The organism is Wenzhouxiangella sp. AB-CW3, assembly GCF_014725735.1.
In the GTDB taxonomy this organism is placed as follows: Bacteria; Pseudomonadota; Gammaproteobacteria; order Xanthomonadales; family Wenzhouxiangellaceae; genus Wenzhouxiangella.
On sequence record NZ_CP061368.1, the window covers coordinates 853,451 to 872,320 of the forward strand.

The 18,870-nt window shown below is 59.4% G+C and carries 16 protein-coding genes; 10 read left to right on the forward strand and 6 right to left on the reverse strand.

Annotated elements, in window-relative coordinates; all coding sequences use genetic code 11:
* Positions 1–71: 71 nt before the first annotated feature.
* Positions 72–2,135, forward strand: a complete 2,064-nt coding sequence (locus IC757_RS03605) for a TonB-dependent receptor plug domain-containing protein (RefSeq protein ID WP_190976025.1) — start codon at positions 72–74, stop codon at positions 2,133–2,135.
* 296 nt (positions 2,136–2,431) lie between these two features.
* Positions 2,432–3,259, forward strand: coding sequence for a MipA/OmpV family protein (locus IC757_RS03610; RefSeq protein ID WP_190976026.1), 828 nt, complete (start codon positions 2,432–2,434; stop codon positions 3,257–3,259).
* Between the two features lie 129 nt (positions 3,260–3,388).
* Here the strand turns inward: IC757_RS03610 and IC757_RS03615 are convergent, their stop codons facing one another.
* Together IC757_RS03615 and IC757_RS03620 are read right to left on the reverse strand one after the other, a co-directional pair.
* On the reverse strand, positions 3,389–4,642 hold the full coding sequence (locus tag IC757_RS03615; protein ID WP_190976027.1) for a type II toxin-antitoxin system HipA family toxin: 1,254 nt from the start codon (positions 4,640–4,642) through the stop codon (positions 3,389–3,391).
* Complete coding sequence (locus IC757_RS03620) at positions 4,635–4,973, reverse strand: helix-turn-helix transcriptional regulator (RefSeq protein ID WP_190976028.1); 339 nt, start codon at positions 4,971–4,973, stop codon at positions 4,635–4,637. Before IC757_RS03620 ends, IC757_RS03615 begins: the two co-directional genes overlap by 8 nt.
* Positions 4,974–5,446: 473 nt before the next feature.
* Between IC757_RS03620 and IC757_RS03625 the strand changes: the two genes are divergently transcribed.
* The 6 genes from IC757_RS03625 (at position 5,447) to IC757_RS16835 (ending at position 12,731) form a co-directional block, all read left to right on the forward strand.
* Positions 5,447–6,304 carry a hypothetical protein gene (locus tag IC757_RS03625; RefSeq protein ID WP_190976029.1) on the forward strand — a complete coding sequence of 286 codons (858 nt, stop codon included), beginning with the start codon at positions 5,447–5,449 and terminating at the stop codon, positions 6,302–6,304.
* On the forward strand, positions 6,304–8,904 hold the full coding sequence (locus IC757_RS03630; RefSeq protein ID WP_190976030.1) for a hypothetical protein: 2,601 nt from the start codon (positions 6,304–6,306) through the stop codon (positions 8,902–8,904). The genes IC757_RS03625 and IC757_RS03630 overlap by 1 nt, the downstream gene beginning before the upstream one ends.
* A gap of 130 nt (positions 8,905–9,034) precedes the next feature.
* Positions 9,035–9,550: a DUF4402 domain-containing protein gene (locus tag IC757_RS03635; protein WP_190976031.1), complete on the forward strand. Its 516-nt coding sequence runs from the start codon at positions 9,035–9,037 to the stop codon at positions 9,548–9,550.
* A gap of 26 nt (positions 9,551–9,576) precedes the next feature.
* Complete coding sequence (locus IC757_RS03640; protein ID WP_190976032.1) at positions 9,577–10,137, forward strand: DUF4402 domain-containing protein; 561 nt, start codon at positions 9,577–9,579, stop codon at positions 10,135–10,137.
* A gap of 216 nt (positions 10,138–10,353) precedes the next feature.
* Positions 10,354–12,273, forward strand: a complete 1,920-nt coding sequence (locus IC757_RS03645; RefSeq protein WP_190976033.1) for a DUF1573 domain-containing protein — start codon at positions 10,354–10,356, stop codon at positions 12,271–12,273.
* A 305-nt stretch (positions 12,274–12,578) separates the two neighbouring features.
* Positions 12,579–12,731 carry a DUF6768 family protein gene (locus IC757_RS16835; protein WP_317976917.1) on the forward strand — a complete coding sequence of 51 codons (153 nt, stop codon included), beginning with the start codon at positions 12,579–12,581 and terminating at the stop codon, positions 12,729–12,731.
* A 103-nt stretch (positions 12,732–12,834) separates the two neighbouring features.
* On the opposite strand, the gene IC757_RS03650 is transcribed toward IC757_RS16835, so the two are convergent.
* A complete protein-coding gene (locus IC757_RS03650; protein WP_190976034.1) occupies positions 12,835–13,482 on the reverse strand; it encodes an MBL fold metallo-hydrolase in 648 nt (215 codons plus the stop codon).
* A gap of 86 nt (positions 13,483–13,568) precedes the next feature.
* On the opposite strand from IC757_RS03650, the gene soxR reads away from it, so the two are divergent.
* Complete coding sequence (gene soxR / locus IC757_RS03655; protein WP_223846239.1) at positions 13,569–14,051, forward strand: redox-sensitive transcriptional activator SoxR; 483 nt, start codon at positions 13,569–13,571, stop codon at positions 14,049–14,051.
* A gap of 26 nt (positions 14,052–14,077) precedes the next feature.
* On the opposite strand, the gene IC757_RS03660 is transcribed toward soxR, so the two are convergent.
* Positions 14,078–16,045 (reverse strand): DEAD/DEAH box helicase, encoded by a 1,968-nt coding sequence (locus IC757_RS03660; protein ID WP_223846240.1) that lies wholly within the window; start codon positions 16,043–16,045, stop codon positions 14,078–14,080.
* Between the two features lie 246 nt (positions 16,046–16,291).
* Here IC757_RS03660 and IC757_RS03665 point away from each other — a divergent pair, with 246 nt between their 5' ends.
* A complete protein-coding gene (locus tag IC757_RS03665) occupies positions 16,292–16,873 on the forward strand; it encodes a hypothetical protein (protein ID WP_190976036.1) in 582 nt (193 codons plus the stop codon).
* Positions 16,874–16,940: 67 nt separating this feature from the next.
* On the opposite strand, the gene IC757_RS03670 is transcribed toward IC757_RS03665, so the two are convergent.
* The gene (locus IC757_RS03670) at positions 16,941–18,098 is read right to left on the reverse strand and encodes a hypothetical protein (protein WP_190976037.1); all 1,158 of its coding nucleotides are present in this window, start codon (positions 18,096–18,098) and stop codon (positions 16,941–16,943) included.
* 74 nt (positions 18,099–18,172) lie between these two features.
* Positions 18,173–18,862, reverse strand: coding sequence for a helix-turn-helix transcriptional regulator (locus tag IC757_RS03675; RefSeq protein ID WP_190976038.1), 690 nt, complete (start codon positions 18,860–18,862; stop codon positions 18,173–18,175).
* Between the last annotated feature and the right edge of the window lie 8 nt (positions 18,863–18,870).

The window sequence follows — 18,870 nt, forward strand, 5'->3', positions numbered from 1 at the left end:
CGACACCCCACACCTCGTAAACCCTTAGAACCACTGATCAGGGCGTATCAGCACGCCCTTGGGAGATAGTTATGTCCTTTTTTCAGGGTCGTATGACCGTGCTTATGTGCTTTTCTCTGATGTTGCTGGTCCTTTCCGGCTCGGTGCCGGCCGACAGCGACCTGGCATTGCCTGACAACGGCAAGCGGGTATACACACCCGAAGACTTTCAGCGTTATGCCCCGCGCACCGCCCTGGACATGCTGGAGCAAGTGCCCAGTTTCCTGATCCGACAACAGGTACAGGAACGCGGACTGGGACAAGCCACCGGCAATGTACTGATCAATGGTCAGCGCATGTCGGGCAAGAGCAATGAAGTGATCTCGGAACTGGGGCGGATACCGGTGAGCAACGTTATTCGCATCGAGATCGTCGATGCCTCCACGCTGGATGTCCCGGGACTTTCCGGCCTGGTCGCCAACGTCGTGATCAGCGCAGAGCGCATCAGCGGACGTTATGCCTGGAGACCGGAATTCCGGCCCTACAACACCCAGCCTCGCCTGTCGAACTTTGAAGTCTCTGCAAGCGGACAGACGGGGCGGGTGGAATATTCGCTGGGCCTGGACAACCTTTCCGGCCACGGCGGTGCGGATGGTCCAACGCTCATATTCGATGGACAGGGCGATGTCATCGAGCGCCGCGAAGAACAATGGAACTCCCGCTTCAACCAGCCGCGCCTGAGTGGCCGGTTCAAGATCAATGACCTGGGCGATTCGGTCGCCAATATCAACCTGCTTTACCGGCGCATTCGCGAGCGATTCGAGGAAGACGGCACACGCAGCGGTCCGAGCCTGGTCGACCGTGAGCGCCAGGTGCGCCTTTCCGGTCAGGGCTACAACTACGAGCTGGGCGCTGACTACGAGTTCGGCTGGGGGCCGGGACGCCTCAAGCTGATCGGCCTGACGCGCGGGCAGACGTTCGACTTCTCCAATCGATTGCTGACCGACTACGCCGAAGATCGCCCGGACAGCGGCAGCCGCTTTGATCGCCGCAACGAAGAAACCGAACACATTGTGCGCAGCGAGTATCGTCTTGCGCGCGAGACGGGTGAATGGCAGTTTTCGGGCGAGACGGTTCTCAATCGCCTGGAAAGCGACGCCAGCCTGTTCCAGCTCGCCGATGGCCAGTTCCAGCCGGTACCGCTGCCCGGCCTCAGCGCAGTTGTCGAAGAAGAGCGAGTGGAGCTGATGGCAGGCTACAACCGCCCCCTGGGAGAGGGCTGGGCCGTGCAAGCCACTGCCGGCGGAGAATACTCACGCCTGGAGCAGGTCGGCGCGGGCGGCATGACACGGCACTTTCATCGGCCCAAGGGATCGCTGGCACTGGCCTGGAAGGCCGGGTCCGAAACGGACGTCAGTTTCCGACTGCAACGCCGGGTCGGACAACTCAACTTTGGCGATTTTCTCGCCAGCGTAGACTTGTTCGATGATGTTCAGGATGCCGCCAACCCCGACCTCAGGCCACCCCAGACCTGGGAACTGGAAACCGAGCTGTCAACCGAAGCAGGGGAGGTAGTCACAACCACCCTGCGCGCCTTCGTGCACCGGATCGACGACATCGTCGACATCATCCCCATCGGGGAAAGCGGCGAATCGCCGGGCAATATCGACCGTGCCTGGCGCTATGGCGCGGAATGGAGCAACACGATTCGGCTCGAAACACTGGGCTGGGAAGGTGGCCGCATCGACACCCGCCTGTTGTGGCAGGACAGCCGCGTCGAAGATCCGCTGACCGGCGAAACACGCGCCATCAGCAACAGCCTGCAAAACCAGGCCACACTCGGCTTCAGAAGCGATCCACCGGGAAGCGACTGGGGCTGGGGCATCGATGCTTCCTACGCCTACCAGTCCAGGAACGTCAGACTGACCGAACAGGGACGGATGTGGGAAGGCCCGGTATGGGCCAGCCTCTACCTGGAACACCGCGACGTCCTGGGCCACACCGTACGCGCTACTGTAGGCAATCTGCTCGGCGCACGCAGCATGTGGAACCGCACCGTGCACGAGGGCCGGCGCACCGAACCGATTGCCTTCATCGAAGAACGCGACCGCCGCATCGGCCCGATCTTCACCATTGCCATACAGGGGGAGTTCTAGGCGCAAGGCTCAAGGTTTCAGGTTTCCGGTTTCCGGTTTCCGGGGGATTGTCGTTTGGTCTTTTCGTCGTTTCCTGGACTGCCGGCTCAGATCTCAGACCGCGGACCACCAACCACTGACTACCGACCACCGTCTTCCAGGAAACCGGGACAAGGTTTCGTGTCTCACGATAAGACCTCGAAATGCGCCGATAATCAATCAGATAGTTCGTAAAGGAACTGCAGACACATCCCTCACAAAAGCGTCACACACAAATGTGAATACTTTGCTTCCCATAGTGTTTGAGTGCAATGAAAATGAAAACGTTTACCGGCTTTTTGTTGGTGGTGTTCTTGAATGCTCTCTTCTTTCAAACTGCAGTCGCTCAGGAGGAAAATGCCGCTTTGGTTCCCTTGCCCTCTCTCGATGACTTCACGAGGGGGGAGAATGGTTGGGCCTTCGGGCTGGGGCTGGGTGTTGAATACGAATCGGCCTACGAAGGGTCGGATGAATTCGGTTTCGAAGTCGATCCTGCCGGTGCGGTCCAGTGGCGGAGAGGCAATGACATCTTCTACTGGGCGGGTGAGGCAATAGGCTGGCGTGGACTTCGAGCGGACACATGGCTGTTTGAGGCGACAATCGGTTTCGATGAGGGTCGCAAGGAAAGTGATTCGTCTGACGGTCGCCTTGATGGACTCGGTGACTCCGATGACGAGTTTGAATTCGTACTGCAAACCCGACGCGCTTTCTCCCCCGACTGGCGTTATTGGCTCGATGGTCGGGTGATCGCCACTGAAAACGGAAATCTTGGTCTTTTCGGGGTAGGGCGGCGCTTTGGCCACCGTATCGACGGGTCCGGTTCTGAACTTGCCGTGGCTGTGCTCTTTCACGATAGCGACTACGCCAACAAGGATTTCGGCATAACGGCTGCCCAGGCCGCTGCGTCGGGACTGGCTGAGACCAACCTGAGTGGCGGATACCGTTCGGTCGGGCTTCACTATAACTATCGCCATTACATCAACAGGAACTGGCAGATCTTCGGCGAGGTGCTCTATGAGCACTACGGCAGCAACATCCGGCGAAGCCCGATCGCACGGAGCAACTATGAAGCCGAGGTAGGCATTGGATTGATTTACGTTTTCTAGGGGGCTGGTGCATTGAAGACCGGGGGCGCGACCCCCGGTCTACGGTTGCTTCGCTGGATCAATGAGAACCCGGATCGCTTTCCGGCTTCCGTCTCCCGTCTCCCGAATTTTTCGCAAAGGCACAAAGCATCAATTGCTCCGGTCCGAGAATGCGGACTCCATCGATAGCAGTTCTGCCCGGCTTGCGCCCAGCTCCCGCGCGACCTCCCGCCAGGGTGCAATTGCATCGCGCACCGTGGCGACAATGCGGTTGGCGGCAGGCTTGTCGAGTCCGTAGAGGCCTGCCGTCGCCAGTGCCAGCGATAAGTCCGGAGCGGCCGACGTTTCGTCGATCGACAGGGCATGAGTGGCTTTTTCGGGCATCGGGTTAACGTCGTAAGTGGGCGCGAGTCGGATGCCGTCGCGGGTGACGAAGAAGCCGTGATTGCGGAGATGATCGTCTCGGTTGCTTACGAGAATGTTGAACAAGACGCGCCGGAACAACTGCTCCAGGTCGCGCTTGACCTCATAGGTTCCATGGTCGTCGAGCGCCTGCACCATATCAAGGTAGCTAGCCTCGTCACCGTCAGTTTTCGCGGTGAAGTTCATTGCTGATGCAAACGGGATGCGCCGATCACCGCGCCGGTCGAAACGGCGGATGCAGAATGTGTGGTACCGCTGCCCAAATGGGTACAGCGTGCTGACCGCGGTCGTAATCCCGGCGTTTTCCGCCAAGCGGGCGAGGACCTGCTCCCACAGCGCGACATCGCGCTGATCATCTTTCGCAGGAAACTTGGCGATCCAGAGACTGCCGTCGACCATGCGGAAGCTGCACTTGGGGCGCGCACCTCCCAGCGAGCTGCCCGGTGCAATCAGCACACGTATCCAACGGTCGAGTGCTTCGAGATCGCCGCGCTCAAGCGCGGTCTCCAGTTCACGTGACGCCGCCTCCAGCGTGCGCAGCTCCGTCGCCGGGGGCACGGGTTTCGGGCTATTGTCGAGGTATACTTGGCCGTCGGGTGCTCGCAGCCGCATGGCGCCCATGCGAGTTTCATCCTGGACGCCCAGGAGGTAATCCCAGGCGTTCAGTGCGCGTGGTTTACGCCCTTGTTCATAGGCGCGCAAATCCTCCCGGCGTTGCATCAACACACACCCCCATCGGTCTGGCGATACATCTTCAAACAGACCAAAGTTGTCCCGTCCGGAGGCAGGAAACTGGGGGCCTGGATAGGCGCCGATCATCGGGTCCAATAGAAGAAAGTCGGGCGAATCGACCCAGGCTGACTCGTACTCGAATCGCAACGTTCCGCGCTCGTGCGACAGCCGGCCGAGGCAATTTGGTCCGGTCTCCGATGTAGGGCCCAGATCAACGGCAACCTCGCGGAGCGCCGCCGGATCACCCATCACTCGGCTCCGAGGAACGCCTGCGCCGGGGTGCGCGTTGCGGGGTTCTCAGATCGGCGTCCTGCAAGCGGCGCCCCACCTCGTCATCCGCGGCCAGGACTTCGATATCGGAATCCAGGCCGTAGACGCTCAGTAACCGCAATACGGTTGCGAGTGAAACCGAAGGATCGCCGTTCTCGAGGCGTGAAAGCGTAGAGCGGGAAACGCGAATACGTTCCGCCACCAGCTCGCTGGCAAGCTTGCGTCGCAGGCGCGCTTTTTGGAGGCGATCTCCCAGGGCGTGTGCGCGGCGCGCCAGCTTAGGCGGTAGTGGGTCGGTTCGCCTCTTCATAATGACGCATTAATAGCACAAAACAAGTCTTTCTGTATAGTTTTTGCGACGTTAAATGGTTATGCCGGGCAGCAGAGCGGTCCTGCGCCGGAGGTTTATGGCATAGCCGGGCTAATGTAGGTGCAGGTTGATCCCATTTCCGGAAAACTCGGCACCAGGGAATCCGAATCTGCCGGGTGGTAATACCCGTGGATCGAGTGAACACCGGGGTGCAGCCCCGGTCTACGTTGACTTCACAGGTTTGTCGATCAGGTTGCTTTTTCGTCGTCTCACCCTGGCTCGTGCACGGCCTTGACAGGCCGTGGGCGGGGGTGTAGTTTTCCGATCGAAGTATGCATCGTAGCCCCGTGAAGGGGCTGTCCGGGTCGTTCCGTCTTTTCCATTAGTGCGCTCCTTCAGAACGGTTCCAGCGGGCTGGGGAAGCCGCGCGCCCGCGTAGAGTTATTCTGAGCCTCCTTAATCGCAAAGAAACAGTGAAGGCATTGTTCCGCACATCGTTGGTTTCCCTTTCCTTCCTTCTGGCGGTGGCGTTTGCCGGGTTGCCGGAAGCGCACGCACAGGTTTCCGTGGCTCCCACTACGGTGGTGATGGAAAACCGCAATCCTTTCGGCGAGTTCATCGTCGCCAACCAGTCGGCTGCCCCCCAGGAAGTCAGGATCAGCTTTCAGTTCGGCTATCCCAGGTCCGACGAGAAAGGCGAGATTTACATGGAATACGAGGACGTCGCACAGGGTGAACCGCGTGATCTCGGCGAGCGGGTGCGGGCCTTTCCCCGGGCGTTTGTCCTGCCCCCCGGGGAACAGCAAACCGTTCGCCTGATGGTGAGCCCGGATGCCGACGCGGTCGACGGCGTGTACTGGAGCCGGATCGTCACGACCTCCAACCCTCGCGACGAGGATGTGGAGACCCGACAAGTTCAGGAGGGTGTCGGGGCACGGATCGCATTCCAGATTCGACATGTGACCACGGTCCTGTTCAAGCAGGGAGACGCGCACACGGGGGTGGACGTCCATGGCCTGGAGGCCAATATCGAGGACGACGAGCTGGTGATTCTTGCCGACCTGGAGCGGACCGGCAACGCGCCCTTTATCGGTCGCAGCCACCTGCGTATTTTCGACGACGCCGGGGAAGTCGTCCTGGAAAGCGAGCAGAATGTGTCGCTGTATTTCGAGTTGCTGCGACGATTGACGGCGTCCGTGGAGGACTTGGCCCCCGGCGATTATCGGGCGGAATTGGAGTTCCGCGCCGGACAGCGCGATATTGCCCGCGCGGATCGGATCTCGATGGATCCGGTTTCAGCGGAGATTGGCTTTCAAATCCCCGAGCGTTGATGAGCCGGTTGTGTCTGAGGGGGCTTGCTCTGGTTCTTTTCTGCCTGCCGTCTCTGGTGCTTTCGGAGGCTGAATGGGCAGAACCCGACGAGGCGCTGCTTCAGTTCCGCTACCACGGGGCGGTCAATACGATGATCAGCGGCCGGTACGACGGCGAACAGTTTTACTTGCCGCTATCGGAGCTTTTCGAGATCCTGGGCATCGACTACCGCCTCGACCCGGACGGTCGTCGGATCGAAGGCTTTTTCCTGGAATCCGACCGTGACTACCGGATTGACCTCGACGCGGGAGTCGCGGAAATCGACGGCCGTGTCCAAGCCTTCGATTCGGACCGCTTTGTTGTCACCGAGCTGGATGTCTATTTTCTCCCGCGCTTCTACGAAGCCCTCTTCGGGCTGTCGTTTTCGGTCAATCTTCGCCGCCTGACTCTCGGCCTGACCACACCGGACACACTGCCGGTCATCGCCGAGCAGGAGCGGGAACGGGCCCGGGGGCACACACAGATTCCGGGGGGGATGCGGGAGGAGGCACCACTGGTTTTTGACCGCGATCGGCGTCTGCTCGGCGGAGCGTTCTTCGATTACGCCTGGGCATCGCGCTACCAGGGCGGCGAGGCTGTTCACAACTACAGCGTGCGCGGCGGCGGCGAGGTGCTGGGCGGCGACTTGCAGGGCGCTTTTCGCGGAGCCAGTCCGGGACGGGCTTTTGATACCTCGCTTGACGACCTGCGCTGGCGCTATGTGTTCGACCCCAATCCGGCGCTGACCCAATTCCAGGCCGGCAGAATGGCGTCAGGGGGGCTGGAGGGCCGCTCTCACCGGGGTGTCCGTCTGACCAATGAGCCGATCACGCCGCGCCGGCATTTTGGTTCCTATCAGCTGCGGGGCCAGACCGAGCCCGGCTGGGACGTCGAGCTCTACATCAACAATCGTCTGGTCGACACGGTCGAGGCAGGCCCGACGGGCGACTACAGTTTCGATATTCCGCTCGGATATGGTTCGCAGCAGACGACCCTGCGGTTCTTTGGGCCGTCTGGTGAGTTCGAAGAAGAGGAGCGGCGTCTGACCATCCCGAGCGGATTCCTGCCAGCCGGAGAGGTGAACTACTCGCTGGATGCGGGCCGAACGGATGTCGAGGGCAGGGATCTTCTGCATAGCTCGCTCGCCGCCGGCCTCACCGATCGCCTGACCCTGGGAGTCGGCGTCGATTACCTTGAGCCCTTCGTCGACGAGGATTTTCGCTCGGCGGTTTTCTATCAAAGGGTGAACTACCGGCTGGGCGATGCCCATCTTTTCGTCCTGGAGAATGCCCCGGGCGCCCTCCAGCGGGTGTTTGTCAGCGCCTTCTACCCGAACCAGGTCAATTGGGAGACACGGCTCACTCGCTTTAGCGATCACCCTCTCTACGGATCCTCGGGTGTGCGTAGCGAGGCGAGTGGATCTCTGTTTGTGCCGTTTACCGCGGGCGAACATCGCTTCGCGTTTCGCCTTCGAGGCCGCGCGACCGACCGTGAGCAACGAGCTACCACCTATTCCTGGAATCCGGAGATTGATGTCCGGTATCGGCGAACGCTGTTCAGTCTTGGCCTGGAAAAGGCGCGGGGAGAGGCCCGGGAGACACACCTCACCGGCGGAACCCGCACCTCGCTGGCCCGGCGTGGTTTCCTGCGCAACCTCATCGTGCGCACGCGCTACCGCCACGATATCCGGCACTCGCGGGGCGACACTTTTCAGGTGGATGCCACCGCCAGTTTCACTCGAAGTGCCCGGCTGCGGATGAGCTGGCAGCATGATCGTCCTACCGGGGAAAATATCGCCGAGCTTGCGCTGACTTTCGACTTCGACTCTGCCCGTTCCACCAGCACGTACCGGGCGGGCCGGGGTACGAGCTCGGCCGTGCAGACCTTCCGGGGCAGCGTTGCTTACGACCCCGATCACGGACGGCTGGTCGGCCAGTCGCGTCCCATGACAGGATCGGCCGGGGCTACTTTTCGTGCGTTTGTCGATTACGAAGGAACCGGCACTTTTGACTCGGGCGATGACATCATCGACGATCGCCTCGTGCGATTCCGGGAGCCGGTGTCGCTTCGTAGCGACCCCGACGGCGTGGACAGGGCATATAACTTGATGGCCTACCGGAGATACAGCGTGGACATCGATCAGGATCGGGTGCGCAATCCACTCTGGGTGCCGAGCCTCCCGGAGTTTTCGTTTGTAACAGACCCCAATCGATTCAAACCCATCGATATCCCCTTTTACGTGAGCGGATTCATCGACGGGACGGTGATGCGCAAGGTCGAGGGTGATAAGCGGCCCGTCGGCGGGCTTCGCCTGCTGCTCACACAAGTGGACGGCGACTACGAGGCGCGCGTACCCGTGTTCTCAGATGGCAGTCATTATCATATGGGCCTGTCGCCCGGGGAGTATGAGATCCAGGTGGATCCGGTTCAGCTCGAGCGCCTGGGAGTACGTTCCGAGCCCGAGATGAAGCGTTTCATAATCCAGATCACCCGCGAGGGCGACTTCGTGGACGGACTCGACTTCATTCTCCGCCCCACAGAGCAGAGTGCTCCGGGCGTGGAAACACCGGGAGGCAGATAGAGGTTCAATGGATTGACAGGCGTGGGGCAGGCGTGTAGTTTTCAAGTGGTATCGACCTTTCAAAAAAGCGCTTTTCATGCCCACTTTAGCGGCCAACTGCTCGCGCTCCCGGAAAAGCAATCTCTTAACCATGAGTCAATCTTTTTCGGCATTCTTCGCATGCGCAATCCTGTTTCTTGCGGGGCTGAATGGCGCACTGGCACAAACCGATATTTCCACAACGGCCGATGTACTGCAGTCACTGCAAGTAGAGGCAACAGGCGATCTGGATTTCGGCAGCGTTGTTGCCGGTACGTCGGTCAGCGTCGCGCCGGGCGATGCCGATGCCGGATCATATGCCATTCAGGGAGATCCGGGTGCCGAAGTCACTCTGGGTTTTGCTCTGCCCATGGTCCTGGAACTGATAACGGACCCTTCCATTACCATGCCCATAAATTTTGGAGCCGGTGATGCTGTGTTCAATGTTGCTTCAGAGCCGGCGGGAGGCACGTCTTTCGATCCGGCAGTTGATCAAACAGCCAACCTGGAAGGATCAACGGGCAATCTGTTCGTCTTTGTCGGCGGAGAGCTCACCGCCGGCGCTTCGCAGGAACCGGGTAGTTACGAAGGAACAATCACCTTGACTGTAGAATATACAGGCTTTTAGTTGATTATGAGGAATGGCTGAATCCCATGCGTGACCAGATCACACCCAGGAGTAAGGATATGGGTACTTGGAATGTCAAAGTACTTTTCACCGTCATGGTTTTGACCCTGCTGCCTTTGGGAGCGCAGGCACAAGGCCAAGGCTCTGCTGATATTGACGTGCTTGCAACGGTGCTGGAAACCTTAACGGTTACTGCCGTGAATGATCTTGAATTCGGAGATGTCGTTCAGGGGCAGAGCAGCACGGTGAGCCCGGAAGACGCCGAAGCCGGAAGCTTTTTTGTCAATGGGGAAGCCGGCAGCGAAGTCGATGTGACCTTTTCGCTTCCGTCCGTACTTGAGCAGACTTTTGACCCTTCGTTGACGATGGACATAGATTTCTCGCCTACCTCAGCACGTCACAATACAAGTGACGATGCGTCGGCTGGCACTTCCTTCGATCCGGACACAGGGGCTACGACCTCCCTCGATTTTGCAAACGGAGAGTTGTTTGTTTACATTGGAGGAACGATTGATCCCACTCCTACCCAGGAGCCCGGAAATTATGAGGGAACAATCACCCTGACTATTGAATATACCGGCAACTAGACGGCCTCTGAATAACTCTGCGCGGACACGCTCAGGCCAAATTCGCCGAAAAGGCTCCATTAAACACCAATTCCTTCGGCAGGGGCCCAGAGCTCTCGAAGCTGACCATTTTTTTGGTCTACTAAGCTGGAATGCTACGATATTCATGCGCTTGCCATCTTGGGGCGGCACTTCTAGCATGCGTTTCGACAGCGCAACACAAACGGACTGACTGTTATGAATGACATCAAACTGCCCTTGTCCGGGCATCGCTTGGGCATCTGGCTTCTTTTCTCCGCCTTGGTCTGGCCGATATCCGGCGTCGCTGATTTTAATCCAGACTATATCGTAGAGACCATTTATGTGGCGGATTTCGATGATGAGGCAACTCAGCAGGACTGGGAGACCAGCATTCTCGAAGGCGAAGTCGACTGGGACTTCGGCTGCCCGCGTGAGCCGGGAGGAACATTGAATTGCGATTACGCCTACATCGACAGTGATGTCGCAGGCGCTGGTGCCGGCCGCCTTCGGGCAAGGCTGGCATCACCCGACGTCTCGACCGCTTCTGCGCCCGGATTTCGATACTTCGCCGAGTATGATCATATGTACCGGGCACTTGGCTCTCAGACTGGCTCAGTCGTGGTTCGTGAGAACGATGATGATGACTGGTCCCCTGTGATCGTTCACACAACCACCATTGGCAGCGTTCCGGCCGAAGGATCAACTTCGGTGACTGAAATCATCGAAGCACTCGAAGGAGATAGCTTCCAGATCGGATTTGACTTCGATGATAACGGCGCCTGGGGCTGGTACTGGCTTGTCGGTGAGCTTCGCGTTCATGCACTGGCCAATATCCCTGATATATCGCTTGACGTTTCTGAGAACCCGGTCCCGTCAGGCCAGACACTGGAGCTGACGATCACTGTTGATAACGTCAGCAACCCCATCGACCTGGAAGATCTGATGCTGGCACTTCCATTGCCTGAACAACTTGATCTGGATGGATCAGACCCGTTTGTTTCGGACTGTCTGGGGGGTGATATCGAACTGGGTGAGATTAACGATGTACCCGCCATTCTCTGGTCCGATGGCAGCGTGGCCGCTGAATCCAGCTGTCAGATCGACGTGCAATTGCAGGCTGTATCTGCCGGATCAGCCGAATTCTCAGGCGTACTAGAAAGCCCGGTTGGCGACTCCGAACCAGCGGAGCTTGTACTGGAAATTCTTTCTCTACTTTCTATTGGCGGGGAGGTCGAAGGTCTTGCCTCCAGCGCTCTGACGCTCGACCTCAATGGTGAGGAGCTTCTGGAGATCAATGCCAATGGTCCCTTCCAGTTCAGCACTTCGCTCATCGATGGCGATACCTACGAGGTCATCGTTCTGGAACAACCTGACTTCCAGAGCTGTGAAGTCAGCAACGGCGAAGGAACCGTGTCCGGGAGTGACGTCACCGATGTCGAGGTTGTCTGCACGACCAATCAATACACGGTCGGGGGTACCGTGACCGGGCTAGAAGGCGACCAGGTCGTTCTCCAGAACAACGGCGAAGATGATCAGGTGGTTGCCACGGACGGCACCTTCACCTTCAATGCCCAGGACGATGGCACCGCCTATGATGTGACAATCTCCATCCAGCCCACCAATCCCATCCAGACCTGCACGGTCACCAACGGAAGCGGCACGCTGGACGGGGCGGATGTTGCCGACGTAGAAGTCCAGTGCTCAACCGAGCCGGCTGTAGTTGAGTTCGATCAGGATGTGCTTGAGTTCGGCTTGCTGGCCGCAGGAAGCCAGGCTTCACTGGTTGTTGTGCTGACCAACACGGGTACTGGAGAACTTCTTATCAAACAGATTACCGACCCCGACTTGCCGTTTGCGCTTGCAGGAGGCAGTTGCCTTGACATTCAGGACCCCATCCAGCCTGGCGACGGCTGCGACCTCGAAGTGACCTTCAACGCTGAAGTCATCGGGGCCGGTGAATACGAGTCAAGTGTCGGGCTTTTCAGCAATGCCGATAGCAGCCCGGAAGACATTACAGTTCGTGGAGCTGTATTGGAGACAGTTCCCGTACCGAGCCTGAGTCCGCTTGCGATTGTATTGATGGCACTGCTGCTCGCGGGACTGGCAGGCCGGAGGTTCATGCAGAACCGCTGCTGACCAGGCACGTGATTTCTTCCAGGCCCGGGTTTCATGCGCCGATCCGATTGGGTGGTTCAGGTGCATGAAGCCCGGGCTCGTTCCTGGTCACGACCGAGACTGAACGGTCAGGCCATTACCACTCATTGCCAGGCAGATCAGCACCTGTAACCCTTCAAGCGTCGGCACCCATTCGAGCCGGCATGCCTCTGAGTCTGAAAAACGATCCCCTCCGGCCAATTGAACCCAAATGCCGTTTCCGGACACTCTGCATATAACGACGTGATTCAAGGGAGCCGGCAAGCAGGTGCATTACCTGCCATGCGTTGGGGCGTTGGGGCGTTGTGGCCGTGATCCTGATACAGCTGATCGTGTTCCTGCGCAGTTTCATGGGAATGCACTTTGAAGCCAACCGCGTCATGCGCGAAGTCAAGCGCCTGGAACTTCGCATGATCAAGGCCGAGTCGGTTCGTGACTGATTCGTTCTGATTCGCCCGAAGCTGCCCAGTAGTCGATGACGGCCGGAGAAGGTCAGGCAGGCCCGGGGCCTGCCTGGCGGCTTGGCCCGGGATGATCGGGCTGTTACTGATCCCTTAGTGTTTGCAGCGCTTGATCGACCTTGTCCGGCCAGCTGCCATCGGTGACGTCCTCGAATCCTTCGTCGCCGGTGTAGGCGCTGCCGAACACCAGGTCGGGGTTCAGTCCTCGCAGCAGCTTCAGGCTTTCGGCCAAGACGGGCTTGTCCTTCTCTTCGTGGGCGCTTTCGATGAATCCTGCGCGCCAGCGGTTATCGGAGCCCAAATAGATCGTGTCGCCGGTAAACAGGTAGGTCTTGCCGGTGGGGGATTCGACCAGGAAGCAGGTACTGCCCGGACTGTGCCCCGGTGTGGGAATGACCTCGATATTGCCAAGGTGAAGGCCGCGCCGGTCGTAGACCTCGTCGGGAGCACGGACCTTGCGCCAGGATTCCCTTTCGGCACGATGCCCGACCAGTTTTGAACCGAAGCGCTCGGCGATGGTGTTGAGGGTGTCACCGAGTTCATCTTCGTGACTCAGGTACTGCCGGGACACACCGCCCAGCCGTGCGATGGGGTCGAGTTCATCGACATGACCGGTGTTGTAGAACAGCACGTTGCCATCGGATCGGGTGAGCAGGTAGGCGTGGGTTTTCAGTCCTTCGAACGGGCTGAAGCTTTCGGTTTCCCAGAGGTCGGGGCGTACTTGTCTCATGGCGATTTCCTGTGGTGATTGTTGATTGCGGAAAAACAGCCTAATAGTTAAAGTGCACTTTAAGCCAACCCCGGATAGAGTTCGAAATGACAGCGAGTGGAAAGCCCATGGATAACGGTCGGCGGCGGCACGGGACGCTGGGCATCGGGCAGGTCGCCAGTCGCAGTGGCATTGCCGCCTCGGCGCTGCGCTACTACGAGGCCGAAGGACTGATCCACAGCGAGCGCAGCCCGGCCGGCCAGCGTCGCTTCAAGCACGATGTGTTGCGGCGGGTGGCGGTCATCAAGTCCGCCCAGCGCCTGGGCATACCTCTGAAGGAAATCAGGGCCGCTTTCGCCACCCTGCCGGCGCATCGTAGTCCCGGAAAACGTGACTGGCAGGAACTTTCGCGCAGTTGGCAGCAAGAGCTCAGCATTCGCATCGAACAACTCACTCGCTTGCGCGATCAACTCGATGGCTGCATCGGCTGCGGCTGCCTTTCACTGCAAAGCTGCCCATTGCGCAACCCGCAGGATATCGCCGCAGAGTCAGGCCCCGGAGCCCGCCTGTTCGAGGAAGTGGAGGAATGAAGTGACCGAAGGCTCGTGTTCCTCCGCTATTTCTTGATCACTTTCCTGACCCTGTGCCCCGCCTTCTTCTGTGCGCGGGTCTGGAACGGACGTTTCCGCGGCGGTGCTTCGCCGCTCTGGTTCTCCGGCTTCCTGGCTTTGCGCGGCGGCCTTTTGTCTTTTGGCTTGGGCCGCTCGCGGTCTTCGGGAGCTGATGAGCTCTCCTGGCGGGTTCGGCGTGGCGGTTTGTCCGGGTGTGACGGTCGGCGGTCTTTTGAGTCGGTGTGGCGGCGACCGCGCGGTGCGGGGCGATCCGAAGTCTGCGATCGGTCGGTGGTTTTCGGATGATGCCCGGGGCCCTTGTCCGGCTTGATTTTCAGGGGGCGGCCGCCGACGCGCACGCGGGCCAGGTGCCGGAACACGGCGGTATCCAGGTTGGCGGGCAGATCGACCAGGCTGAAATTCTCCTGGATCCGTACCCGGCCGATCTGATTGGCGTCCAGGTTGGCCTCGTTGGCGATGGCGCCGACGATATTGCCGGGGGCAACACCATGGCTGCGGCCGACATCAATGCGGAAGGTAGCCTTGTCCTGGTCGTCTTCTGAACGGCGAGGGCGGGACGGTCGTTCGGATCGGTCCGGCCGGCGTTGTTTTTCATGTTTGCGTTCGGGGCGCGGGGCAAAGTTCGCCGGGGGTTCGCGTTCGCTCAGCAGGAAATCGTCGCCACCGCGCATCAGGCGTGCCAGGGCGGCGGCAATATCGACCATTTCGGCCCCGGTCTCGGCCTGGCAGGCCTGGGCCACTTCGCGGTAAAGATCCAGTTCTTCGGTTTCCAGCGCATTGGCCACGGCCGCCTTGAAGCGTGCGATGCGTTGTTCGTTGACATCGGCCACCGACGGCACGCCCATGGCCTCGATCGGCTGACGGGTGGCCCGCTCGATGGCGCGCAACATGCCGCGTTCACGCGGTGCGACAAACAGGATCGCCTCGCCGGCCCGTCCGGCCCGACCGGTACGCCCGATGCGATGCACATAGGCCTCGGTGTCGTAGGGAATGTCGTAATTGACCACGTGGCTGATTCGCTCGACGTCCAGCCCGCGCGCGGCCACATCGGTGGCCACCAGGATGTCGATCTCTCCCTTGCGCAGTTTGTCGACCAGTTGCTCGCGCTGATTCTGCGGCACATCGCCATTGAGTGCGGCGGCCGAAAACCCGCGCGCGTTGAGGCGACTGGCCAGTTCCTCGGTGGCCACGCGGGTACGGGCAAAGACGATCATCCCTTCGAAGGGCTCGACTTCCAGAATCCGGGTCAGCGCATCGAGCTTGTGCAGCCCGCTGACCAGCCAGTAGCGCTGGCGGATCGAGGCGGCCGTCGATGTCTTCGCCTCGATGGTGACTTCCTCGGCATTCTTGAGATAGCGCTGGGCGATGCGCCGGATGGGCTGCGGCATGGTCGCCGAAAACAGTGCGATCTGGCAGCTATCCGGGATTCTCGAGAGCACCTGTTCGACATCGTCGATAAAGCCCATGCGCAGCATTTCATCGGCCTCGTCGAGCACCAGCGTGCCCAGGCCGCTCAGATCCAGCGTGCCCTTGTTGATATGATCGATCACCCGCCCCGGCGTGCCCACCACGACATCCGCGCCACGGCGCAGGCCGGCCAACTGCGGCCCGTAAGCCTGCCCCCCGTAAATCGGCAGAACATGAAAGCCTGGCAGGTGCGCGGCGTAACGGTGAAAGGCCTCGGCCACCTGGATGGCCAGCTCGCGCGTGGGCGCCAGCACGAGTGCTGCCGGCTTGGACTTCGCCTGCCCCAGCCGCGCCAGCACCGGCAATGCAAAAGCCGCCGTTTTACCCGTGCCCGTCTGCGCCTGTCCGACCAGGTCCCGCCCGTCCATCAACACCGGAATGGTCTTGGACTGAATTGGCGAAGGCGCCTCGTACCCCAGCTCCCCCACGGCCTTCAACAAGCCCTCAGGCAATCCCAATCCGACAAACCCGACGTCCTGTTCCATGCGGTCCTGCTCAGCCATAGCTTATATGAAGACAACCAGATTGCATGGTAACCCGACAACGGCTGTTGCGGTCCTGATCCGGGTCCTCATTCGTGAAGCGAGTTTGTCGTGACAGGGTCTGCCGGGGATTTAACCCCGGTCTCGGGTAGGGCGTGAACGTACCTTCATCCAACCCGGTGTGGCACTAAACCGACCCCCTTCTCGTTGAGACAGCTACGAACCCAATAAACCAAAGGAGGTTTCAGCATGAAAAACTCTGTGTGTTTGGCCGGAATGGTTGCCGTGGGCCTGGCCTTGATGCTGCCCGTACAGAATGTGCACGCCGAACCCGAGGTGCATATGGAAGTGGAAGAGGTGGTTTTGGTGGAGTGGCGAGAGATCGACGAGGCGAGTCGCTACAAGTTCTACCTCGGCGACGACAAGCTGGGCCGGTCGCTGGGCGGTCGGCGCTTCTTTGCCTATGACCCCGAAGTGGACTGGGACGAGGTCAGAGTGGATGCCTATACTTTCCAGGGCGACCCGGTGGGCGAGACCGAAGTTGTTGACACCAGCAGCGAAGCACGCCTGGTTGTGCGCTGGAACGAAGAGAACTTCGACAGCCCCTTCATCGGCGTGTATGCCCGGTCAGAAGGCGGTGGCGTCAGCCGCATGGTGCAGGAGCTTCGGGAACAACCGCACATCGTGACCTCGGATGTGGATGAGGTGCAGAAAGTGCTGTTCGGTGAAGCGGTCGATCGGCCGGATCGTCGAACGCCATTTGCTCCGTTCTCGTTCGAAAACGGTGATATTGAAGAGTTTGGGCCCTACCTGGAGCTGGAGATGCCCTGAGGCGTGATACCGGTGTTGCGTCGCCGGCCGTTTTGGCCGGCGACTGGCACGGGGCTGTAGAGGCGGATCAGTCAGACTCCGCCTTGCGTGATATCCACGACTCCACGGCCTCTCGCCCAACAACCTCGATGGCTCTTTCCCTTACCGCATCGCCATTGATCAAACCTCGTTCAACGGCCGACAACAACCATTTGCCATAGTCACCACCCCGGAGGTGATACTCATCTTCTTTCATTGCATGATAGAGTGCGGCTGCCAGCAGGTGCATGCCGCCGTCTGACTCTCTCCAGCGTTCTCCGGGATCGTGCGCCATATCCATCTTTTCGGCAACCAGATGGTCCAGTGCCTGCGCAGAACCCTCGTTTACGAGTGCCTCGAATGAGTTATAGCCGTAGGCTGGATTGGAATGCTCAAGGATGGATTGGATTAATTCGCTTTTTTCGAGTTCCGCCAGTGCTTGCCAGTAGTGTTGATCTTCAAAATCGAAGGGTGGATGGAATAATTCATGCCTGGCCACATGGAGCGTGATTTCGATATCGTATTCGGGATGACTGATGAAGCGCTGGCCAAGAACTCGAATGCCATGGGGCCACGAGAATTTCAGGATATCGACACGAAGGTGTGGATCCAGAGGTTGGCCCAGAAGGTGCTGCTGTATCGGGATGATGTCGTAGCCGGACAGCGCGTCATCAAACTTTTCAACAGCCTGTTGCAACTGATCACCAAACTGATCCTGGTACCATTCGGCATACCCGGCCTGCTGCAACTGTTCGAGAATCACCTTGACAGGCGGAACTGTCCTCTCGATCAGTTCTCTGCTGTCCTCGCCGCCCCAGAAGGGAGATTCCTTCAGTGGCGACATGATCCTGGCCTCCATCTGTCGGGCTGATGTCAACAGATCGTCGATCGATGCAGTCGGGTATCCGGAGAAGAAGAGGCATAGCGCAGGACCGGTCAGCGCCCCGGAGTCCTGACGGATATGCTTGTCCAACTGCTTCAGGGCTTCCTTTCCGCTGCCATCTATTTGCTCCATCAGCCAGGAGATTTCGTCGGCATACCGCTCTTCCTGCAGTTCGTTTCCCGCTGCCATTCCAATCAAGAGCAGTGCATCAAGTCCTGGAGAAGTCGAGACTATCCATTCGGTTCCTTCGGCCTCTTGTGCAGTCGTCGTATTCGTCAGCATCGTGCCGGCCAGCAGGGCAAGGCTGAACCAAAGGTTGTTCATCAGTCGCCTGGTTCCGTTTGATCCTGATGGCCATTATCTGAGCAAACTACCAGGCAGTCTTGAACGCACCTGATCTATCTGCCTGTTTTCCAGTTCGACTGGATATGTGCTGGCGTGGCTCCCGTCATGGACTTCAGGGTTCGGGTCATGTGTGGTTGGTCGGCGAATCCGGCTTCGGTAGCGACCTGGGCGGGACGACAGCCAGCCTTGAGCAGTTCCAGTGCCTTGCGGGCACGAAATTCCCGGCGAATAATAGTTGGATTGGCACTGAACCAGCGCCGGCACATCCGGCTGGCATGCTCCGGGGTTACGCCGCACCTTCTCGCAATAAGAGTGATCGGAAGTGAGTTGCCAATCAGCCCACGGACAAAGCGCTCCAGCCACAAAGGCGGCTCGATCAAGGCAAGGCTTTCGGCGCTAGCGGCGATGCAGTCAAATGCCATTGCCGGATCACGTTGAGCCAGACAAGCCAATTTCTCGATCGAGTCGACTTGCCACGCTCGATATCCTGTTTCCCACGCAAAATCATCGGGCAATTCAAGGTCGATGACCAATGCCCCGTGGCAGCCGAAACGGTCCGCATGCATGTGCCAGGGCGGGTGCAAAACGATTGCACCAGTTGGGCAATGTACTCGCCCATCCACACTAAGTTCTTCATACTCTCCTTCCAGCACCAATGCGGCATAGGCATGACGGTGGCGATGACCAGCCAGTATGGTGCCTGGCTGGAAGCGTGATTGCCTTGGTGTGTGTGCCTCGATCACGGAACAGG